Here is a 20,799-nt window from a genome sequence, read left to right on the forward strand (position 1 = left end):
GACTCACCTCAGCTTCAGCGTGGACAGGCCCAGCAGGCACAGCAGCATGGTGATGATCCAGAAGCGGATCACGACCTGGGTTTCCTTCCAGCCGCTCTTCTCGAAATGGTGGTGCAGCGGCGCCATCTTGAGCAGGCGACGGCCTTCGCCATAGCGCTTCTTGGTGAACTTGAACCAGGTGACCTGCAGCATCACCGACAGCGCCTCGACCACGAAGATGCCGCCCATGATGGCCAGCACGATTTCCTGGCGAACGATCACGGCGATGGTGCCCAGCGAAGCGCCCAGCGCCAGCGCGCCCACGTCGCCCATGAAGACCTGGGCCGGATGGGCGTTGAACCACAGAAAGGCCAGACCCGCTCCGGCCATGGCCGCGCAATACACCAGCAGCTCGCCCGAGCCCGGGATGTGCGGGAACAGCAGGTACTTGGCGTAGCCGGCGTTGCCGGTGACGTAGGCAAAGATGCCCAGGGCCGAGCCCACCATGATCACGGGCATGATGGCCAGGCCGTCCAGGCCATCGGTCAGGTTCACCGCATTGCTGGCGCCCACGATGACCAGGTAGGTCATGACCACGAAGCCGAGCACGCCCAGCGGGTAGCTGACTTCCTTGAAGAAGGGAACAAGCAGGCCGGCCTTGGGCGGCAGGTCCAGCGAAAAGCCCGACTGCACCCAGGTCACGAACAGCTCGAAGACCTGGGCATTGGTGTTCTCCGAAATGCAGAACACCAGGTAGAGCGCGGCCAGCAGTCCGATGACGGACTGCCAGAAATACTTCTCGCCCGAGCGCATGCCCTCGGGGTCCTTGTTGACCACCTTGCGCCAGTCATCGACCCAACCGATGGTGCCGAAGCCCAGGGTGACCAGCAGCACGATCCAGACGAAGCGGTTGGACAGGTCGAACCACAGCAGCGTGGACACGGCGATGGACAGCAGGATCAGCGCCCCACCCATGGTGGGCGTGCCGCTCTTGGCCAGATGGGTTTCCATGCCGTAGCCGCGCACGGGCTGGCCGATCTTGAGCGAGGTCAGCATGCGGATCAGGCGCGGCCCGGCCAGCAGGCCGATGACCAGGGCCGTGAGCGCGGCCATCACGGCGCGCATCGTGAGGTACTGGAAGACGCGCAGAAAGCCGAACTCGGGGGACAGGCCCTGCAGCCATTGGGACAGCATCAGCAGCATGCGGCCTCCTTCTTGCAACCGTCATCCTTGCCGGCCGCCTCGACCGCCTGAACCACCTGCTCCATCTTCATGAACCTCGAACCCTTGACCAGAATGCTACCCACCTCGGGCAGCGCGGCACAGGCTGCCTGTTGCAGCGAGGCCATGTCTTCGAAATGCCGGGCACCTGCACCGAATGCGGTGGCGGCGGATGTGCTTTGCGCGCCCAGCGTGAACAGCCGGGCAATGCCCAGGCTGCGCGCCAGCGCGCCCGCCTCGGCATGGAATTGCGGCCCCTGGTCGCCGACCTCGCCCATGTCGCCCAGCACCAGCAGCTGGGGAGCGGGCAGTTCGCGCAGCACCTCGATGGCCGCGGCCACCGAATCGGGATTGGCGTTGTAGCTGTCGTCGATCACGGTGACCGGGCGGCCTTGCACCGAAACGCCCAGCGCGCGCGAGCGGCCCTGCACGGGCTCGAACACGCTCAGGCCGCGTGCGATGTCGGCCAGCGGCACACCGGCCGCCTGGGCGCAGGCCGCAGCGGCCAGCGCATTGCGCACGTTGTGGCGGCCGGCGATGTGCAGGCGCACCGGCGCCTCGCCCTCGGGCGTGGCCAGGGTGAACTGCCAGGCATCGCCCAGCCACAGCGCGTCACGCGCGTGGATATGGGCGCCGTCGCCAGACTCGCCGAACAGCAGGCATTGGCGGGCGCCCGCCAGCTCACGCCACAGCGGCGTGTAGGTGTCGCCTGCGGGGAACACGGCCACGCCGTCGGCGGGCAGGGCCAGCAGCACGCTGCCGTTTTCGCGCGCCACGGCCTCGACCGTGTGCATGAATTCCTGGTGCTCGCGCTGGGCGTTGTTGACCAGGGCCACCGTGGGTTGGCCGATGGCGGCCAGCTCGGCAATCTCGCCGGGATGGTTCATGCCCATCTCCAGCACGGCCACGCGGTGCTGGCCGGTCATGCGCATCAGGCTCAGCGGCAGGCCGATGGAGTTGTTGAAGTTGCCGCGCGTGGCCAGCGCCGCCTCGCCCGCATGGGCACGCAGGATGGAGGCCACCATCTGCGTGACCGTGGTCTTGCCGTTGCTGCCGGTGACGGCGATCAGCGGCAGCGCAAAGCGCGCGCGCCAGGCCGTGGCCAGCGCGCCCAGGGCGGCCAGCGAATCGGGCACTTCGATGCCGGACAGGCCTGCAGCCTCCAGGCCGCCATGGGCCAGGGCTGCGGCGGCACCGGCCTCGCGGGCCTGGACCAGGAACTGGTTGGCATCGAAACGCTCGCCCTTCAAGGCGACGAACAGATCCCCGGCCTGCAGCGTGCGGGTGTCGGTGTGCACGCGCGTGAGCACGGTCTGGCCGTTGCCGACCAGCCGTGCCTGGGGGATATGCGACTGGATCAGCTCCAGCGCTTGTTGCAAGGTCATCATGACCGCTTCTTTCCTTCACGGGCCGCCAGCGCCTTGCGCGCCTCGGCCATGTCGGAGAACGGATGGCGCTGGCCTGCCGTCTCCTGGTAGTCCTCATGTCCCTTGCCGGCGATCAGCACCACGTCGCGTTCGCTGGCGTGCGCGATCGCCTGGGCGATGGCCGCCGCGCGATCGGCCTGGGACTGCAGGTTCTCGCCCGGCTGCATGCCGGCCAGGATCTGGTCGATGATGCGGTCGGGCACTTCGCTGCGCGGGTTGTCGCTGGTGACCAGCACGCAGTCGGCATTCTTCTGGGCGGCCTGCCCCATGAGCGGCCGCTTGGTGGCATCGCGGTCTCCACCGCAGCCGAACACGCACCACAGCCGGCCCTGGCGCTGCTCGGCGGCCGGGCGCAAGGCGCGCAGGGCCTTGTCCAGCGCGTCAGGCGTGTGGGCGTAGTCCACGGCCACCAGCGGCTGGCCGGGCTGGACGATCTGCTGCATGCGGCCGGGCACGGGCTCCAGGTGGGCGCAGGCAGCGACGGCCTGGTCCAGGCTCAGGCCCAGGCAGCGCAGCGCTGCCAGCACACCCAGCAGGTTGGATACGTTGTACTGGCCCACCATGCGCGTGTGCATGCGCAGGCTGTGGCCGGCCTCGATCACGGTGAAGCTCAGGCCCTCGGCGCCCAGCGCGATGTCCTTGGCCTGCAGGCGCGCCGCGCCCTCGATGGAAATGCTCCAGACATCGAGCGCGGCAGAGGATGGGCGCGACTGCAGCGTGGCCCACAGGCGCGCGCCGTGCGCGTCGTCCACATTGACGACGGCGGCCTGCAGGCCGGGCCAGTCGAACAGCGCGGCCTTGGCATCCCAGTAGGCCTGCATGCTGCCGTGGTAGTCGAGATGGTCCTGCGTGAAATTGGTGAACATCGCCACGCGGATGCGCGTGCCGTCCAGCCGGTGCTCGACGATGCCGATGGACGAGGCCTCGATGGCGCAGGCCGCCAGGCCCGCATCGGCGTACTCGCGGAATGCGCGCTGCAGCCGCACCGGGTCGGGCGTGGTCATTCCCGTGGATTCCAGGGCGGGCGGGATGCCCACGCCCAGCGTGCCCACCAGGGCGCAGCCGCTGCGTTCCTGCAGCTTCACCTGGGCCAGCGCATGCGCCAGCCACCAGGCCGTGGTGGTCTTTCCGTTGGTGCCGGTGACGGCCAGCACGTCGATCCGGGCGCTGGGATGCTGGAACCACTGGTCGGCGATCAGGCCCGTGGCGGCCTTGAGGCCGGGCAAGGCCGCGATGTGCTCGCCGGAAAAACCGAAGGGCTCGACGCCCTGCGCTTCGACCAGGCAGGCCACGGCGCCGCGCTCCAGGGCCGAGGCCACATGGGCGCGGCCATCGGTGGCCGCGCCGGGCCAGGCAATGAAGGCGTCGCCGGGCCGGACCTTGCGGCTGTCGGTCTGCAGCGTGCCGCTGCCTTGCAGGCGGGCGGCCAGCCATTGGACAGCCTCGGTGGCCGACGACAGCATCAGCAGGGCTTGGGAGGAACTCATAGCGAGGGCTCCTCCACGGGATTGGCGACGATCAAGGGCTTGACTTCCATATCGGGCTGCACGCCCATCAGGCGCAGCGTCTGCTGCACCACTTCGCTGAACACGGGTGCCGCCACGGTGCCGCCGTAGATGGTGCCGGCACTGGGCTCGTCCACCATCACGGCGACGATGATGCGCGGGTTCTCGATGGGCGCCATGCCCGTGAACCAGGCGCGGTACTTGCCGGCGGCATAGCCCTTGCCCTGCTGCTTGCGGGCCGTGCCCGACTTGCCGCCCACCGAGTAGCCGATGGTCTGGGCGCGCTGGCCCGTGCCGCCGGGGCCGGCCGCCAGGGCCAGCATCTTGCGCACCTCGTTGGCCGTGCGCGGAGAGAACACGGGCACGCCCACGGGCGGCTCGTCGGTCTTGACCATGGTGGCCGGGATCACGCGCCCGCCGTTGGCAAAGACGGTGTAGCTGCGCGTCATCTGCAGCAGGCTGGCGGACAGGCCGTAGCCATAGCCCATGGTGGCCTGCTCCACCGGCCTCCAGGTCTTGTAGGGACGCAGGCGACCGCTGGCGGCGCCGGGAAAGGAGATCTGCGGCTTCTGGCCGAAGCCCACGGCCGAGAAGGTTTCCCACATTTCCTTGGCCGGCATCTGCAGCGCGATCTTGGTCGTGCCCACGTTGCTGGACTTCTGGATCACGCCGGCCACGGTGAGCAGGCCGTAGTTGTGGGTGTCGGAAATCGTCGAGCCCGTGACGTTGACGCGGCCCGGCGTGGTGTCGATGGGCGTTTCCGGCTTGAAGCGGCCCGACTCCAGCGCCAGGCCGATGGTGATGGGCTTCATGGTCGAGCCGGGCTCGAAGGTGTCGGTGATGGCGCGGTTGCGCAGCTGCTCGCCCGTCAGGTTCTTGCGCTTGTCGGGCACGTAGCTGGGGTAGTTGGCCAGGGCCAGCAATTCGCCGGTGTGCGCATCCATGACCACCACGCTGCCCGCCTTGGCCTTGTGCGCGATGACCTGCTCCTTGAGCTTCTGGTAGGCGAAGTACTGGACCTTGCTGTCCACGGACAGCTGGATGTCGCGGCCGTCCTGAGGCGGCACTTCCTCGCCCACGCCCTCGACCACGCGGCCCAGGCGGTCCTTGATCACGCGGCGCGAGCCGGGCTTGCCGCCCAGCTCCTTGTCGAAGGCCAGCTCCATGCCTTCCTGGCCATGGTCTTCCACATTGGTGAAGCCCACGATGTGGGCAGCCGATTCGCCTTCCGGGTACTGGCGCTTGTATTCCTTGCGCTGGTAGATGCCCTTGATGTTGAGGGCATGGATCTGCTGGCCCACGTCCCAGTCGAGCTGGCGCTTGATCCAGACGAAGGTCTTGTCCTCGTCGGCCAGCTTTTCCATCAGCGCGGGCAGCGGCATCTCCATGAGCGCGGCCAGCTGCTTGAGCTTGGCCTTGACCTCGGGGTCGTCCTGCTCGACATCTTCGGGAATGGCCCAGATGCTGGCGGCCGGCACGCTGGAGGCCAGGATCAGTCCATTGCGGTCCAGCAGGCGGCCGCGGTTGGCCGGCAACTCCAGCGTGCGCGCAAAACGCACCTGGCCCTGGCGCTGGAAGAAGTCGTTGCCGAACACCTGCACATAGGCCGCGCGTGCACCCAGGCCGACAAAGCCCAGGCCCAGCATGGCCACGATCATCTTGCTGCGCCACAGGGGTGTCTTGGACGCCAGCAAGGGACTGGAGGTGTAGAGCACGCTGCGCGTCATGGAGCCACTCCCGTGCGCGCATCGTCATTGACGTACTGGGCGATGGCCGGCGTGGCCGGCTTCATCTGCAGGCGCTCGCGCGCCATGACCTCGATGCGCTGCGGCGTGGCCTGGGCGCGCTTTTCCACCTGCAGGCGCTGCTGCTCGGTGGCCAGGCGGCGCGATTCGGCCACGGCGCGGTCCAGTTCGGTGAACAGCCGGCGCGACTCGTACTGGTTGTGCACCAGGAAGATGGCGCTGGCCATCACCGCCAGCAGCAGCACGAGGTTCAGGCGCAGCATGCCACGCCCTCCTCTTGCGCCAGACGGTGCGTGCGCTTCATGCAGGCACCTCGGTGCGGCGGGCCACGCGCATCACGGCCGAGCGCGAACGCGCATTGGCGGCGACCTCGGCCTCGCTGGGCTTGATGCGGCCCAGGGCTTCAAGGCGCATGGGTGTGGGCGCGGCAAAGGGTGCGCGCCGGTCATAGACTTCCTTGGAATGCCTGGCAATGAACTGCTTGACGATGCGGTCTTCCAGCGAGTGGAAGCTGATCACCACCAGGCGCCCGCCCGGCGCGAGCACGCGCAGGCTGGCCTCTAGCGCCTGTTCGAGTTCTTCAAGCTCGGCATTGATGAAAATCCGAAGAGCCTGGAATGTGCGTGTCGCTGGGTTCTGCCCAGCCTCGCGGGTCCGGACCGCGCCAGCCACGAGCTCGGCAAGCTCCGCGGTATTGCGAAGGGGCCCCTGGCTTTCGCGCCGAGCAACAATCGCCTTTGCAATGGGGCCAGCAAACCGTTCTTCGCCGTAGTCACGTATCACCTCCGCAATCTGCTGGGCATCGGCTTCCGCCAGCCAGTCCGCCACGCTCTGACCGCGCGTGGTGTCCATGCGCATGTCCAGCGGACCCTCGAAGCGGAAGCTGAAGCCACGCTCGGGGTTGTCGATCTGGGGAGAGCTCACCCCCAGGTCCATCAGCACGCCCTGCACGCTGCCAGCCGGCAACTCGCCCAGGTGGCGAAACCCTTCGTGCCGAATCGAAAAACGCGCATCGGTGATGCGCGCTGCCTCTTCGATCGCGTCCGGGTCCTTGTCGAACGCCAGCAAGGTCCCGCCCGGCCCTAGCCGCTGGAGGATGCGCCGGGAATGCCCGCCTCGCCCGAACGTCGCGTCCACCCATTGCCCGGCAACGGGCTGCGCGGCGCCGTCCAGCAGCGCATCGACGGCCTCGTCGAGCAAAACGGTGATGTGTTGCAACGGCTGATTCAAGAGAACGCCTCTTTCCTAGAAAGCAAAATCCTGGAAGGCCGCAGGCATCTCTTCCTGCATGGCCTTCGCTTCATGTGCCTCATAAGTGGCCTTGTCCCACAGCTCGAAATGGTTGCCCATGCCCAGCAGCACGACCTCCTTGGTCAGACCCACGGCGTCGCGCAACTCGGGCGACACCAGCACACGGCCGGTGGCATCCATGTCCACGTCCATGGCGTTGCCCAGGAAGATGCGCTTCCACCACTGCGCCGACATGGGCAGCTGCGCGATCCGCTCGCGGAACTGCAGCCACTCCGTGCGCGGGAACAGCATCAGGCAACCATGGGGGTGTTTGGTGAGGGTGACCTGGCCCTGCGCCATGGCCAGGAGGGCGTCACGATGCCGGGTCGGCACAGACAGCCGCCCCTTGCCATCGAGATTCAGCGAGGACGCCCCTTGAAACACGGTCAGTCACCCCGGTCGGTTGGAGCCATCGCGTCCCGGAAATCGGGGCACAAAGGCAACTTTCACCACTTAATTGCACTTTTTTGCACTGTAGCAGCAATTTGGTGTTTCACAACCCGGGAATGGACAATTATTTGCAATGAAATCAACAACTTAGAGATCGAATGCAATGTGAGTGATGACAAAAAACCGAGACTTTACAAGCACTTAGGGGAGTGATTGCAAGTGAACTCTCAATGCCGGCAGGCAATTGCAACGATTCAATTCGCTGGCGACCGGGTGCAACTCGGGCCGGCCTCCTACAAAAAGTGACTGCCCGGCAATGCGGGCAGTCACTTCGATGGCGGCCGCTCGGCCACCGGGGCAGGTCTCAGAGGATGAAGCGAGACAGGTCTTCGTCCTGGCTCAGGGACTGCAGGCGCTGGTCCACGTAGGCCGCGTCGATGGTGACGGTCTGCCCCGAAAGCTTGGCCGCATCGAAGCTGACCTCGTCCAGCAGCCGCTCGAGCACGGTGGACAGGCGGCGCGCGCCGATGTTCTCGGTGCGCTCGTTGACCTCGAAGGCGATGCCGGCCAGCCGGGTGATGCCTTCGGGCGTGAACTCCAGCGTGACGCCTTCGGTGGCCAGCAGCGCCTGGTACTGCTTGACCAGGGAGGCATGGGTCTGGGTGAGGATGGCTTCGAAGTCCTGGACCGACAGCGACTCCAGCTCCACGCGGATCGGAAAGCGGCCCTGCAGCTCGGGGATGAGGTCGCTGGGCTTGGACAGGTGAAAGGCGCCCGAGGCGATGAACAGGATGTGGTCGGTCTTGACCACGCCGTACTTGGTGGAGACGCTGGTGCCCTCGACCAGGGGCAGCAGGTCGCGCTGCACGCCCTGGCGCGAAATGTCGGAGCCGCTGCTTTCCTGGCGCGTGGCGACCTTGTCGATCTCGTCGATGAAGACGATGCCGTTTTGCTCCGCATTGGCAATGGCGCGCGTGCGCACGTCTTCCTCGTTGACGAGCTTGGCCGCTTCCTCGTCGGTCAGCAGCTTCATGGCCTCGGCAATGCGCAGCTTGCGCGTCTTGCGCTTTTCCTGGCCCATGTGGCTGAACATGCCGCGCAGCTGCTCGGCCATCTCCTCCATGCCCTGCGGGCCCATGATCTGCACCTGGGGCGGTGCGTCGGCCACGTCGATATCGATTTCCTTGTCGTCGAGCTGGCCTTCGCGCAGCTTCTTGCGAAAGACCTGGCGGGCCGTGTTGTCGGCAGCCACCTCGCCGCTGCGGGCCTGGGGCACGAGCACGTCGAGGATGCGGTCCTCGGCAGCGTCTTCGGCGCGCAGGCGCAGCTTCTTCATGTCGGCCTCGCGCGTCTGCTTGACGGCGACCTCGGCCAGATCGCGGATGATGGCGTCCACGTCCTTGCCCACGTAGCCCACTTCGGTGAACTTGGTGGCCTCGACCTTGATGAAGGGCGCATCGGCCAGCCGCGCCAGGCGGCGCGCGATCTCGGTCTTGCCCACGCCGGTGGGGCCGATCATGAGGATGTTCTTGGGCGTGATTTCCTGGCGCAGGCCGTCGGCCACGTTCTGGCGGCGCCAGCGGTTGCGCAAAGCGATGGCCACGGCGCGCTTGGCACCGGTCTGGCCGACGATGTGGCGGTCCAGTTCGGAGACGATCTCCTGGGGGGTCATGGCAGAGGACATGGTGTGTATTCGAAGCATTGCGCCGCCAGCCCCGCTTCCGTTACCTGGCCGCTGGCGGCTATCCGTTTCAATGGCCGGGCGAGAACCGCCCGCGCCGCGAGGGTCTCAGAGCGTCTCGACCGTGTGATGCATGTTGGTGTAGATGCACAGCTCGCCGGCAATCGCCAGCGACTTGCGCACGATCTCCTCGGCCGACAGCTCGGTATTGGTCAGCAGCGCCTTGGCCGCCGAGTGCGCGTAGGCGCCACCCGATCCGATGGCCACGATGCCCTGCTCGGGCTCCAGCACATCGCCGTTGCCGGTGATGATCAGCGAGGCCGATGCATCGGCCACGGCCAGCATGGCCTCCAGCCGGCGCAGCACGCGGTCGGTGCGCCAGTCCTTGGTCAGCTCGATGGCCGCGCGCGTCAGATGGCCCTGGTGCTTTTCCAGCTTGGCCTCGAAGCGCTCGAACAGCGTGAAGGCGTCGGCCGTGGCGCCGGCAAAGCCGGCCAGCACCTTGCCGTGGTAGAGCTTGCGCACCTTGCGCGCCGTACCCTTGACGACGATGTTGCCCAATGTGACCTGGCCATCGCCACCGATGGCGACCTGCACGCCTTCGGGGGTCTGCCGGCGCACGCTGATGATGGTGGTGCCGTGATACTGTTCCATAGCGGTGCCAGATGAGGGCGGCTCCCGTCTTCTCAAGAGCCCCTCCAAAGAATGCCGCCGCTCGGCAGGTCAGTCCCGTCTCGGCGTTACCTGCGCATGCTCCTGGATGCCGATCACATTGAAGAATACGGCCACCAGCTGGTGCAGCTGGCCGAACTGCAGCACATGGCCCAGCGACTGCATGTGGGCCGCCCAGTTGAGCACGGAGCCGGCCGCCGCAAAGTCCATGCGCACCAGCTGGGTGCAGTCGATGAACACCGGCTCGCCCAGGCTGGCGCCTTCCTGCACCGGGTCCAGCCAGGTGGAGGCATCGCCTTCGATGGTGCCGGACAGCGCAAATCGCACGGCATCCACCGGGGCGTCAGCGCCCGGCTGCACAGGGGCTTGTGCACCGCCGGACTCGACGGCTTGCGTCAGGCACTGGCAGACCGGGTCCGCCCAGGCAGGTGGCGAGACTTCGTAGGTCACGCAGTAGTCCAGGGCCACCAGCTCGAAATCATCCTGCCGGTTCATCAGGCGCAGCACGGCCATGCGCAGGCGCCACCACAGCGTATCCACAGCGGAGTCGCCCGAGGGAGCCAGCTCGCCCAGCAGCGCCTGCAGCCGGTCCGCGTTGAGCAGCACGAATACGCCCTGGGAATCGGCCCATTGCTGCAGCAGCGCCTCCAAGGCGGTGGCTGCCGCCTCGTCGATGTGGGTCACGGCAGCCCAGTCCAGGGTCCAGGGACCGGCGGCCTTGGCCTGGGAGGCCTTCAGCGCCGTGACAGCGCTGGGCGTGACCTGGGCGGGAGCGCTCCAGCGCCAGCCGCGCCCTGCCGCTGCGCCGGGAAGGGGCGCCATCGCGGCGGTGCGCTGCTGCGGCATCGCGAACCACTGGGGAGCGGAGCGGCCGAAGCGCGCCGCGAATTCAATGCCGGCCTTGTCGAACTGCAGCGGGCGATCGGCCGCGCGGTACAGGTCCAGCAAGGCCAGCCAGACCGGCAGCTGCGCAGGCACATCGCGCCGCTCGATCAGCTCCAGCATGCCCTGCTCGGCGCCGTCCACGTCGCCATTGGCAAAGAGGATGGCCGGCTCTTCGAGGTCGGGATCGTGCTCGAACACCACGAAGGATGGCGGCACCATGTCCATGGGCTGCGGGGCAGAGACCTCGGTGGCCGCGAAGGCGGGCAGGAAATCGGTGGCCCCTTCCAATGGCCGCAAGGGGCGGGCCATGGGCATGGAATCCATGAGGGGAGCCGTGGAGACGGACGGCACCTGCGGCGCAGGTGCCAGGCTCATGGGCAAGGTGGTGGCAAAGGCCGCCACATCGCCGGCCGAGGCGATGGCCGCAGGCACCACGTCGCTGAGCATGGGAATCTGGCCCGGCGGCGGCTGCTTGCGAAACGACGCCGGCGCGGGGTTGCCGCCAGCGGGCAGCGCCATGGGAATGGTGGTGGCGTCGGCCGCCTGCTTGCCCCGCCACCATTGCTGGGACATCTGGGCCTCGATCTCGTCGATCTTCTTGAGCGTGACGGCGCGCTCGCCGGAGGATTTGGAGCTCAGCAGGCTGCTGAGGAATTGCGAGCCCTGCGCAGCCGGTCCGGGCACGCCGCCACCGACAGGTGCGCTGCCCGGCCGGGAGGCCTGTTGCAACTCGGCCTGGCGCAGGCGGCGCAACTGGTCGAATTCGCGCTTGCGTACGAAGTCGTTGCGGCGCTTGCGCTCGATCATTTCCTTGAGCGCCTGCTTGCTGTACTGGCTCTCCTGGTCAGCGTCGAGGCCGTCGAGATCGGACCAATTGACCGTCGGGTGGCGCACAAAGCGCACCACCTTGGACAACAACCCTCCCGATTTGCTGCTCTCTTCTTTTGCCATGGCGAATCAGATTAGCACCACCGTTCCGAAGGCCGTTGCCGCAACTCAATCTCCGTACATCTTCTGCTTGAGCTCGCGTCGCTGCTGGGCCTCCAGCGACAGCGTGGCCGTGGGACGGGCCAGCAGGCGGCCCACGCCGATGGGCTCGCCGGTTTCGTCGCAGTAGCCGTAGTCGCCTGCGTCGATGCGTGCAATGGATTGCTCGATCTTCTTGAGCAGCTTGCGCTCGCGGTCGCGGGTGCGCAGTTCCAGCGCGTGCTCTTCCTCGATGGTGGCGCGGTCGGCCGGATCGGGAACCACCACGGTGTCCTCGCGCAGGTTTTCTGCCGTCTCGCCCGCGTTGGTGTGCATGTCGTGCTTGAGAGTGAGCAGCTTCAGGCGGAAGAACGCCATCTGCTTCTCATTCATGTAGTCGTCATCGGACATGGCCAGCACTTCGGCATCCGTCAGCTCCTCCGCCGACTTGGTCTTCCAGGCATTGGCCAGCTTGGGGTCTCGTTTCGTCGATCCCGACGAAGGCGTTTGCGTAGTGGTAGGCATAGTGTTGGTTTCGCTAACTTAGTCCGAGCCGGGGGCATCGGACGGGGCCATGGATGGTACTGTCAATCGAGGCGCCCGGGTCGAATGCCATGTAGGACAGCCGATCGCCGCAGTTGCGGAACCTGCCGGCTTCCCCTTGCGGCGGGGTGCGGCAATCCAGGCCGTGCGGCGGCCGTGCGTGCAAAGAGCCCTTTTCCAGCCAGCGCGGGAGGCCAGGTCGACGACGCCGACCGCAGTGCGGACTGCGGCCTTCTGGCTTGCAGCCGGGGCCTGGGCGGCCACTGACGGCTTCTTGCTGGATTCGGCGCTCACTTGCTGTCTCCTCACGGTATGGGCGACCCCTGCGGGGCAGTCCATTGGGCTTGGGGGCTCTCTTCAGGGGCGCGATTGTATCGATGCTCTACAGGAGCGCAAGCCGTTGCACATACCCCACATGAAAGCAGAGGAACCGCCTGCAGATGCGGGCGGCTCCTGCGTCAATCAGATGTCAGCAAAAACCATGTGATTCCTCACAAAAGTTCACAGACGGCTCAGACCAGGCACTGCTCCAGGCCCTGCAGGAAGATGTCCTGGGGCAGGTCGATGCCGATGAAGACCATCTTGCTCTGGCGCTTTTCGTCTTCGGCCCATTGCGGTCCCAGGTCGCTGCCCATGAGCTGGTGCACCCCCTGGAAGATGACCTTGCGCTCCGTGCCCTGCATGTTCAGCACGCCCTTGTAGCGCAGCATGCGCGGGCCATAGATGTTGACGATGGCGCCCAGGAAGTCCTCCAGGCGGGCAGGGTCGAACGCGCGGTCGGCACGGTAGACGAAGCTCTTGACGTCGTCATCGTGGTGATGGTGGTGAGGATGATTGCAGTGTTCGCCGTGCTCGTGATCATGGGCGTGGCTGTGGGCGTGGTCGTGCCCGCAGTTCTCGTCATGCTCGTGGTCATGGCTGCAGTGCTCGCCATGCTCGTGCTTGTGATCATGGCCGTGGTCGTGATCGTCTTCCTTGAGGAAGTCGGGATCGATGTCCAGCTTGGCATTGAGGTTGAAGCCACGCAGGTCGAAGACTTCGTTCAGGGGCACTTCGCCGAAATGCACGGCGCGGATGGGCGCGCGCGGGTTCATGTGCTTGAGGCGGTGGATGAGCGCGTTCTTCTCGTCCTCGCTGACCAGGTCGGTCTTGGACAGGAAGAGCTGGTCGGCAAAGCCCACCTGGCGGCGCGCCTCCTGGCGGTCATCCAGCTGCTGGTTGGCGTGCTTGGCATCGACCAGGGTGAGGATGGAGTCGATCAGATAGGTCTCGGCGATCTCGTCGTCCATGAAGAAGGTCTGGGCGACGGGGCCGGGATCGGCCAGGCCCGTGGTCTCGATCACGATGCGGTCGAACTCCACCAGGCCCTTGCGGCGCTTGGAGGCCAGCAGCTGCAGGGTCTCGCGCAGGTCTTCGCGGATGGTGCAGCAGATGCAGCCGTTACTCATCTGCAGGATCTGCTCCTTGGACTCCGTCCTGAGGATGTCGGTGTCGATGTTTTCCTCGCCGAACTCGTTCTCGATCACGGCGATCTTCATGCCGTGGGACTCGCTGAGCACGCGCTTGAGCAGCGTGGTCTTGCCCGAGCCCAGGAAGCCGGTAAGGATGGTGACGGGAATCAGTGCCATGGGATTGCTTTCAGAAAATTCAGCAAAGGGAAGCGGCAAGGCCCGTCCACCATGGACGGGCCTTGTCGAAAAGACGTTCCGAATAAGTTTAGCGAGCCTGTCAAGTGCTGTTTTGCCAGAGGGCTTGGCCTTTTTTATTCGAGGCTGTCCTTTTCAGGGGTTTCGCCGATTTCGCCGACTTGCCTGCTGTCGCCGCTCTTGCGGCGCGCGCGCGGGTGGGCGCTCTCGTAGGCCTGGGCCAGATGCTGGAAATCCAGGCGCGTGTAAATCTGCGTGGTCGAGATGCTGGCGTGGCCCAGCAGCTCCTGCACGGCGCGCAAATCGCCACTGGACTGCAGCATGTGGCTGGCGAACGAATGCCGCAGCACATGGGGATGGACACCGGCCGAAAGGCCGGCCTGCTGCCCGCGCCGGCGCAGCCGCGCCCAGACCGACTGCGCGCCAAGGCGCTCGCCGCGCCGGCCGATGAAAAGGGCGGGTTCGTGCTGCGCAGCCTGCGCGGCCGCACCCGCAAGACCCGTTTCCCGAAGGGCCAGCCAGCGCTGCAGCGCCTGCAGCGCGGCCGCTCCCACGGGCACGGTGCGGCGCTTGCCGCCCTTGCCCTGCACGTGGGCGTCGGCGGACTGCAGGTCTATCCAGCCACGGCCCTGGCGCTGCGTGTCCTGGCCGGGCGCCACGTCCAGGCCCACCAGCTCGCCCACGCGCAGGCCGCAGCTGTACAGCAATTCGGTGATGGCGGCGTCGCGCGCCTCGATCCAGGGGTCGGCATCGGCGTTGCCGAAGGCGGCCAACTGCACGGCGTCATCCACGCCCAATGCCTTGGGCAGGGGTTTGGGGGCCTTGGGGCCGCGCACGCCCTCCACAGGATTGAAAGGCACCAGCGACTGCTGGGCCGCCCAGCGGAAGAAGCTGCGCCAGCCGGACAGGATGAGCGCAATGCCGCGCGGGCTGCGGCCCCGGGAATGCATCCGGGCCACGAAACGGCGGATGTGGGCGGGCTGCAGCGCCAGCAGATCCAGGCCGGCGTCGCGGGCCATGGCGCACAGCCGGGCCATGTCCAGCGCATAGAGCTCGCAGGTGCGGTCGGCCAGGCGCTTTTGCACGCGCACATGCTCCAGATAGGCATGGACGGCGGAGGGGAGCAGCGCCAGGTCCTCTGCCTCCAGATCCTCTGCCGGAAGGCCGCCTTCCGGGAGCCCGTCCCTGTCCGATGCCCCCGGCATGGGCTTTCAGCCGATCAGCCGCGCGCCAGGGTCAGCGCCACGGGCCGCATGCGCGAGAGGGCCGCGCTGGCCAGGGCCGCGATGCGCGAGAGGAATTCCGTGCCCATGGTTGCCTCGAAGCGCAGCGGATCGGGCGAGCCCAGGACCAGCATGCCGAAGGCATGGGCCGGGTTGCCGGGGTCGCCATCGTGCAGGGTGAGCAGGGCCAGGGACTGGGCCGCGTCGGGATCGACCAGCCAGCCGCCGGGCTCGAAGCCCATGTTGGGGCCGCAAAACGGCATGGTCAGCGAGGCAGCGAAGGACTTGGCATCGTCGCTGACGCCCATGGTGTAGATGCTGCTGGTCTGCGCGCCGGAGACGTTCCACAGGCGCAGGGCCACCTGGGGCACCTCGAAGACATGCTGCAGGCTGGCCGTCAGCGCATGGGGCAGTTCGCGCAGGTCCTGGACCTTGGCCAGGGCGCAGCTCCAGGCGTGCAGCTTGTCGGCGATGGAGGCGTTCTCGCTGCTGTGCCGCATCATGTCCATGATGCGGTGCTCCAGGCCCTTGATCTTCTCGCGCAGCATCTCGGCCTGGCGTTCCTGCAGGCTTACGGTGCGCGGGCTGTGGCTGCTGACCAGCTGCACGCGCGCGAGCATCTCGGCGTGGCGCTCGAAGAATTCCGGATGGTTCAGCAGGTAGTCGGCAATCGTCTCTTCGGTGACGGCGATATCGGTAGTGCTGTTCATGGCTGGTCGGGAACCTCGATCTGTCCTTCAAAAACAAACTCTGCGGGGCCGGTCATGCGCACTGCGCCGCCGTCCCACTCGATGGTCAGCCGGCCGCCGCGGGTGTGCACATCGACGCGCGCGTCGAGCAGCCCCCAGCGGATGCCGGCCACCACGGCCGCGCAGGCGCCCGTGCCGCAGGCCAGCGTCTCGCCGGCACCGCGCTCGTACACACGCAGCCGGATCTGGCCGCGATCGACGATCTGCATGAATCCCGCATTGACGCGCTGGGGAAAGCGCGCATGGCGCTCGATCAGCGGGCCCCAGGTGGCCACGGGCGCATGGTCCACATCGTCCACCAGCTGCACCGCATGCGGGTTGCCCATGGAAACGGGGGCGATCCAGACCGTGGCTTCGTCGCCCAGCTGCAGGGGCCATTGCTGCGCCGCACCCAGCGGGCGGGGAACCAGGCCTGCACCATCGAAGGGCACCAGGGCGGGCTCCAGCACGGGCTGGCCCATGTCCACGGTGACGCGGCCATCGGCATGCAGCTCGGGGGCGATGAGGCCGGCCAGCGTCTGCACGCGGATGACGGACTTGTCCGTCAGTCCCTTGTCGTGCACATAGCGGGCAAAGCAGCGCGCGCCGTTGCCGCACTGCTCGACCTCGCCGCCGTCGGCGTTGTGGATCACGTATTCGAAGTCGATGCCTTCGGCGGGCGAGGGCCGCACCGTGAGGATCTGGTCGGCGCCCACGCCGAATTGGCGGTGGGCCAGAAAGCGGTACTGGGCTGCGCTCAGGCCCAGCGGGCCGGCGGTTTCGTCAAGGACCACGAAATCGTTGCCAGCGCCCTGCATCTTGGTAAAGCGGATCTGCATCCCGCGATTATCCCCTGCACGGCAGCCTCATGGCGCAATCCGGGGCATGCCCTGGCGCAGAGCGCCATCCAGCCGCCTGCGTCTCCGGCGCAACAGCACGATGCAGGTCCATCCGCATAATGCCCCCATGACCCGCCCCAGCCAGCTCCTGCACCCCCAGCGCCAGCCCGTAGACACGCTCAAGGCCTCCACCGTTTTGCTGATGCGCGACCGCGCCGATGGCAGCGGACTGGAGGTGCTCATGACAAGGCGCTCGCCCAAGGCCAGCTTCGTGCCCAGCGCCTATGTCTTCCCGGGCGGCGGCATCGAGGCCCAGGACGCCGCCGACGCCGCCCATGCCTGCGCCAGCACCCGCCCCGCGCAGGCCGGCGATGGCCTGCGCGTCACCCAGGCCATCGCCGGCCTGCGCGAGACTTTCGAGGAGCTCGGCATTTTGCTGGCCCACGATGCCCAGGGCCGACCGGTATCGGCCGCCGAGCTGGCCACGCTGGACCGCAATGCTCCCCTGGTTCCCCAGTGCGAGGCACGCGGCCTGCGCCTGGCCGTGGATGCGCTGTGGTACCTGGCCCACTGGACGGCCGACCGCGACCTGCCCCGGCGCTTCGATGTGCCTTTCTTCGTGGCGCGCATGCCCGAAGGCCAGGAGCCTGACGCCGACGGATCGGAACAGTTCGAGCCCATCTGGGTGAGCCCCCAGCAAGCGCTGGAGCGCCACCGCGCCGGTAGCTTTCCCATGATCTTTCCCACCATCCGCACGCTGGACCGGCTCAGCCGCTTCGCGGGCACCGATGCCGTGTTCGCCGCCCTGCAAGGCGAGCGGCCGCTGTGGCAGTGCTGCCCGCGCACCGGCTTTCTCGATGGCAAGGAAGCCCGCCACATGGAGGACGAGGCCCCCTTCGGCGAGCTGGAAATGGTCTGCCCGGACGGCCAGATCCTGCACACGCTGGACTGGCAGAGCGAGCGCGCCGTACCCCTGCGCAAGAACCTGCTGCGCCTGACGGCCCCCAACCCCGGCGTGATGACCGGCCCCGGCACCAACAGCTATCTGGTGGGCGATACCGCCACGGGCTACATCTGCATCGATCCCGGCCCGGCCGACGCCGCGCATGTGCAGCGCCTGTTCGAGGCGGCCGGCGGCGACATACGCCACATCCTGTGCACCCACTCCCACGCCGACCATTCGCCGGGCGCAGCCCTGCTGCAGGCGCTGGCGGTGCAGGCCGGCAAGCCACGCCCGGCCATCGGCGGCCTGCCTTCGGCACCCACGGCCCGGCCGGCCAGCCGCTTCACGCCAGACCACGTGCTGGCAGATGGCCAGCGCATCGCCGTGCAGGATGCGCAAGGCACCGTCACCCACACGCTGCAGGCCGTGTTCACGCCGGGCCATGCGGCCAACCACGTGTGCTTTCTGCTGGAGGAAGATGCCCTGCTGTTCAGCGGCGACCACATCCTCAACGGCAGCACCACCATCATCGATCCGCCCGACGGCAACATGCGCGAGTACATCGATTCGCTGGACAGGCTGGACGCGCTGTGCGCCGCGCACGATGCGCGCTTCATCCTGCCGGCCCATGGCTATGTGCTGGGCTTTGCGCGCCAGGCGATCGCCAAGCTGAAGGCCCACCGGCTGGCGCGCGAGGCCAAGGTGCTGGCCGCCATGCAAAGACAGCCCGACGGCAGCGTGCAGGACTGGGTGCGCCTGGCCTATGACGACGCCCCGCCGCAGCTGTGGCCGATTGCCGAGCGCTCGCTGCTGGCGCATGTGGAGCGCATCCGTGCGCTGTGCGGGCGGCAATGACCGGCAATGACCGACGACGCGCGCGGGGCCTGGTATCTGGTTAAGCTGCGCGCATGTCTGAATCTGAAAGCGTTCGCCTGGCCAAGCGCCTGGCCGAACAGGAACAATGCTCGCGCCGCGAGGCCGAACTGCATATCACCGCCGGCAACGTCCAGGTGGACGGCAAGGTCGTGCAACTGCCCGAGACGCGCGTGCGCCCCGAGCAGCAGGTCACGCTGCGCAGCGGCGCCCAGCCCGAGGCCGTGCCGCCCGTCACCCTGCTGATGAACAAGCCTGCGGGCTATACCCAGGGCCGGCCCTATGGCCGGGTGCGCAGCGCCCACTCCCTGCTGGGCGAAGCCAGCATGGCCCAGGTGGACACGCCCATGCCGCTGCTGGTGCTGGCCCAGCACTTCAAGAACCTGGAATCCTTCCTGCCCCTGCCGCTGCCGGCCAGCGGCCTCATCGTCTACACCCAGGACAAGCGCGTGGCGCGCAAGCTGGGGGAGGAAGGCATGTGGCTGGAGCAGGAATGCATCGTCGGCGTCGAGGGCCAGATCCACGAGGACGGCCTGGAGCTGATGAAGGCCGGCCTGCCGATCGGCAAGCGCCAGCTGCCGCCCTGCCGCGTGAGCTGGCAGAACGAGAACCACCTGCGCTTTGCGCTCAAGGGCATCGCCCCCGACGAGATCGACGCCATGTGCACCGAAGTGGGCCTGCGCGTGGTCAGCCTGCGCCGCCTGCGCATTGGCCGCCTCTCTCTGGCCAAGGTGCCCGAAGGCCAGTGGCGCTACCTGATGCCCTGGGAGCGGTTCTAGGCCGGCATTGCCGGGTGCGCGGCGGGCAGCACATTCGGCAAATGAGAATCATTTCATAGAATGCGGGATTCCCGTGCTGCCTTCGGGCCTCCCGCATGCCTGCGCCCGCCTCTTACTCCTCTTCCCTGCTGAGCACCTTCCAGGACAGCTACCACGAGCTGGTGCGCTTCGTGGCGCGCCGCGCCGGCCCGCAGGCAGCGCGTGACCTGGTGCATGACGCCTGGATACGCCTGGCCGAACGCCAGCGCGGCGAAAGCGATGCGCCCGCCGCGCCGGACAGTCCGCCAGGCGCCAGCCGCGCCTATCTCTACGCGGTGATGGAGAACATCGCCATCGACCACCTGCGCCATGGCCAGCGCACGGCCGAGCGCTTTGACACCAGCGCGAGGGAAGGCGAGCCGCCCTCCTTCCGATGTGGCCGACACCCATTCCTACCGCCAGGCCCTGGCCGGGGTCGAAGGCGCCCTGGCGCAGTTGCCGGCGCGCTGCCGCGACATCTTCCTGGCCGACCGCATCGAGGGCGCCTCGCATGCCGAGCTGGCCGAGCGCCACGGCGTCTCGGTCAAAACCGTGGAACGCGAGGTCATGCGCGCCATGGACAGCGTGGAAGCCTCGCTGCACCGCTGGCGCGGAGACACCGCCGCACCCGCACCACGCACGGGCCGCCGCCGCGCCCTGTCCACCCTGCTGGGGATGGCGGGCCTGGGTGTCGGCAGCCCGGCGATCTGGCTGGCCTGGCGCCAGTGGATGCCGCAGTACCAGGTGCGGCTGGCCACGGCCACCGGCCGCCTGCTGAACCAGCCCCTGCCCGACGGCAGCACCCTGACGCTGGACGCCGCCAGCCGCGCCGAGGTGGATTTCTACGCCACGCGCCGCCAGGTGCGGCTGCTGGCCGGCAGCGCCTTCTTCGCCGTGGCGCGCGACACGGAACGGCCCTTCGTGGTCCAGGCGGCGGACGTACAGGTCACCGTGCTGGGCACGCGCTTCGAGGTGGCGCTGGAGGACGATGCGGTGCTGGTCGCCGTCGATGCGGGCCGCGTGCAGGTGCGCGACGGCAGCGGCGCCCGGCATGCACTGGGCGCAGGCCAGATGCTGCGCCTGGCGCCAGGCCAGACGGCCGCCGTGCAAACGGTTGCGGCAGTGGCCGCCTGGCGCGAGGGCTGGCTGGACTTCCAGAACACGCCGCTGGCCGAGGTGGTCCGGCGCCTGGAGCGCTACAGCCTGCAGCCACTGCGCGTGGAGCCCGACGCCGCCGCCCTGCCCGTGCTGGGGCGCGTGCGCATTGCGGCGGCCCAGGGCTGGCTGCGCATGCTCCCGCGCACCCTGCCGGTCAGCGTGCAGGAAGAGGAACAGGGCCCGGGAAGCGGGCGCACCCTGGTCATCCGCCGCCGCAGCTGATGCGCCCATAGCCCCGGAATGCACGTCGCATGCGCACCAGGCATGAGGGAATGCCTGCGCCCGTTC

Annotated in this window: 18 protein-coding genes; 3 read left to right on the forward strand and 15 right to left on the reverse strand. The window is 67.7% G+C overall.

Annotation, left to right across the window (positions count from 1 at the left end):
• Window positions 1–3: 3 nt before the first annotated feature.
• The 15 genes from mraY to dapF all read right to left on the reverse strand — a co-directional run bounded on the left by mraY (window position 4) and on the right by dapF (window position 16,740).
• On the reverse strand, window positions 4–1,182 hold the full coding sequence (gene mraY / locus DTS01S_RS15915; protein ID WP_016448034.1) for a phospho-N-acetylmuramoyl-pentapeptide-transferase: 1,179 nt from the start codon (window positions 1,180–1,182) through the stop codon (window positions 4–6).
• Complete coding sequence (locus DTS01S_RS15920) at window positions 1,173–2,588, reverse strand: UDP-N-acetylmuramoyl-tripeptide--D-alanyl-D-alanine ligase (RefSeq protein WP_016453130.1); 1,416 nt, start codon at window positions 2,586–2,588, stop codon at window positions 1,173–1,175. The genes mraY and DTS01S_RS15920 overlap by 10 nt, the downstream gene beginning before the upstream one ends.
• On the reverse strand, window positions 2,585–4,114 hold the full coding sequence (locus tag DTS01S_RS15925; RefSeq protein ID WP_016453129.1) for a UDP-N-acetylmuramoyl-L-alanyl-D-glutamate--2,6-diaminopimelate ligase: 1,530 nt from the start codon (window positions 4,112–4,114) through the stop codon (window positions 2,585–2,587). The genes DTS01S_RS15920 and DTS01S_RS15925 overlap by 4 nt, the downstream gene beginning before the upstream one ends.
• Window positions 4,111–5,859 (reverse strand): peptidoglycan D,D-transpeptidase FtsI family protein, encoded by a 1,749-nt coding sequence (locus DTS01S_RS15930; RefSeq protein ID WP_013804112.1) that lies wholly within the window; start codon window positions 5,857–5,859, stop codon window positions 4,111–4,113. The genes DTS01S_RS15925 and DTS01S_RS15930 overlap by 4 nt, the downstream gene beginning before the upstream one ends.
• Window positions 5,856–6,140, reverse strand: a complete 285-nt coding sequence (gene ftsL / locus DTS01S_RS15935) for a cell division protein FtsL (protein WP_012203393.1) — start codon at window positions 6,138–6,140, stop codon at window positions 5,856–5,858. The genes DTS01S_RS15930 and ftsL overlap by 4 nt, the downstream gene beginning before the upstream one ends.
• 37 nt (window positions 6,141–6,177) lie before the next feature.
• Entirely contained in the window at window positions 6,178–7,107 is a 930-nt protein-coding gene (rsmH, locus tag DTS01S_RS15940; RefSeq protein WP_016448037.1) for a 16S rRNA (cytosine(1402)-N(4))-methyltransferase RsmH, read from the reverse strand.
• Between the two features lie 15 nt (window positions 7,108–7,122).
• Complete coding sequence (gene mraZ / locus DTS01S_RS15945; protein ID WP_026062826.1) at window positions 7,123–7,551, reverse strand: division/cell wall cluster transcriptional repressor MraZ; 429 nt, start codon at window positions 7,549–7,551, stop codon at window positions 7,123–7,125.
• 370 nt (window positions 7,552–7,921) lie between these two features.
• The gene (hslU, locus tag DTS01S_RS15950) at window positions 7,922–9,241 is read right to left on the reverse strand and encodes an ATP-dependent protease ATPase subunit HslU (protein ID WP_174538910.1); all 1,320 of its coding nucleotides are present in this window, start codon (window positions 9,239–9,241) and stop codon (window positions 7,922–7,924) included.
• 105 nt (window positions 9,242–9,346) lie between these two features.
• A complete protein-coding gene (gene hslV / locus DTS01S_RS15955; RefSeq protein ID WP_016448040.1) occupies window positions 9,347–9,892 on the reverse strand; it encodes an ATP-dependent protease subunit HslV in 546 nt (181 codons plus the stop codon).
• A 69-nt stretch (window positions 9,893–9,961) separates the two neighbouring features.
• Complete coding sequence (locus tag DTS01S_RS15960; RefSeq protein ID WP_026062825.1) at window positions 9,962–11,746, reverse strand: STAS domain-containing protein; 1,785 nt, start codon at window positions 11,744–11,746, stop codon at window positions 9,962–9,964.
• Window positions 11,747–11,791: 45 nt separating this feature from the next.
• Window positions 11,792–12,286, reverse strand: coding sequence for an RNA polymerase-binding protein DksA (gene dksA / locus DTS01S_RS31500; protein WP_016448042.1), 495 nt, complete (start codon window positions 12,284–12,286; stop codon window positions 11,792–11,794).
• A 530-nt stretch (window positions 12,287–12,816) separates the two neighbouring features.
• Window positions 12,817–13,932: a CobW family GTP-binding protein gene (locus DTS01S_RS15970; RefSeq protein WP_017407136.1), complete on the reverse strand. Its 1,116-nt coding sequence runs from the start codon at window positions 13,930–13,932 to the stop codon at window positions 12,817–12,819.
• Between the two features lie 134 nt (window positions 13,933–14,066).
• A complete protein-coding gene (locus DTS01S_RS15975) occupies window positions 14,067–15,155 on the reverse strand; it encodes a tyrosine recombinase XerC (RefSeq protein ID WP_017407135.1) in 1,089 nt (362 codons plus the stop codon).
• Between the two features lie 14 nt (window positions 15,156–15,169).
• On the reverse strand, window positions 15,170–15,883 hold the full coding sequence (locus tag DTS01S_RS15980; RefSeq protein WP_016448045.1) for a DUF484 family protein: 714 nt from the start codon (window positions 15,881–15,883) through the stop codon (window positions 15,170–15,172).
• The gene (gene dapF / locus DTS01S_RS15985) at window positions 15,880–16,740 is read right to left on the reverse strand and encodes a diaminopimelate epimerase (protein WP_016448046.1); all 861 of its coding nucleotides are present in this window, start codon (window positions 16,738–16,740) and stop codon (window positions 15,880–15,882) included. The genes DTS01S_RS15980 and dapF overlap by 4 nt, the downstream gene beginning before the upstream one ends.
• A gap of 127 nt (window positions 16,741–16,867) precedes the next feature.
• Here dapF and DTS01S_RS15990 point away from each other — a divergent pair, with 127 nt between their 5' ends.
• From DTS01S_RS15990 to DTS01S_RS16000, 3 genes are all read left to right on the forward strand, one after another.
• Window positions 16,868–18,538, forward strand: a complete 1,671-nt coding sequence (locus tag DTS01S_RS15990; protein ID WP_061288109.1) for an MBL fold metallo-hydrolase — start codon at window positions 16,868–16,870, stop codon at window positions 18,536–18,538.
• Window positions 18,539–18,591: 53 nt separating this feature from the next.
• Entirely contained in the window at window positions 18,592–19,335 is a 744-nt protein-coding gene (locus DTS01S_RS15995) for a pseudouridine synthase (RefSeq protein WP_012203381.1), read from the forward strand.
• A gap of 414 nt (window positions 19,336–19,749) precedes the next feature.
• Window positions 19,750–20,733 carry a FecR domain-containing protein gene (locus DTS01S_RS16000; RefSeq protein ID WP_017406930.1) on the forward strand — a complete coding sequence of 328 codons (984 nt, stop codon included), beginning with the start codon at window positions 19,750–19,752 and terminating at the stop codon, window positions 20,731–20,733.
• Window positions 20,734–20,799: the final 66 nt, after the last annotated feature.

It is taken from the genome of Delftia tsuruhatensis NBRC 16741 (genome assembly GCF_001571325.1).
In the GTDB taxonomy this organism is placed as follows: Bacteria; Pseudomonadota; Gammaproteobacteria; order Burkholderiales; family Burkholderiaceae_C; genus Comamonas; species Comamonas tsuruhatensis.